This window comes from Streptococcus sp. OH4692_COT-348 (genome assembly GCF_003859975.1).
Lineage (GTDB): Bacteria > Bacillota > Bacilli > Lactobacillales > Streptococcaceae > Streptococcus.
The window spans coordinates 1-495 of sequence record NZ_RQZB01000057.1; the positions used below are offsets into that span (position 1 = coordinate 1).

General features: G+C 37.6%; 1 protein-coding gene. It reads right to left on the reverse strand.

Annotation, left to right across the window (positions count from 1 at the left end):
* Window positions 1-167: 167 nt before the first annotated feature.
* Window positions 168-452, reverse strand: a complete 285-nt coding sequence (locus EII37_RS10880; protein WP_124788563.1) for an HNH endonuclease — start codon at window positions 450-452, stop codon at window positions 168-170.
* Between the last annotated feature and the right edge of the window lie 43 nt (window positions 453-495).

Here is a 495-nt window from a genome sequence, read left to right on the forward strand (position 1 = left end):
TCTACTTTTGTTATTTCATTAGCGATTTTATTATGAATGTTAGTCACAAAGGCACTTGTATATTCTACCGCTTCGTTTTGCCACGCTGTAACTCTTTGAGTATCATTGTTTAGTTTTCCACGTGAAAATGATACCACTTTTCCGAATAAGTTCAATTTTTCCCCTTTCTACCATAAACTTACGCCTTTGCCTCGTTTATACTCGCTTGTTTTCTTGTTATGGCAAGACTTACAAAGGAGTTGTAGGTTATCAGGGTTCAGCGCTATTTTCCAATCATCAAGATTTTCCCAAGTTAGTTCTATAATATGGTCTACTTCGTATTTTTTAGCACCGAATGCACCACATCTTACGCAAGTCATCTTATCACGTTGCCTAACATAATCACGGACTGCTAACCATTCTTTTTTATTGTCCCAGCCACTCTCTCTGACTGTGTCAACGTTATACTTCATCTGATACTGCCATTTCTAAAGCCATTGTTAAAGCAACAGTGGG

Coding starts and splice junctions, on each gene's coding strand:
- EII37_RS10880 (WP_124788563.1), bottom strand. CDS start 452: ATGAAGTATAACGTTGACACAGTCAGAGAGAGTGGCTGGGACAATAAA.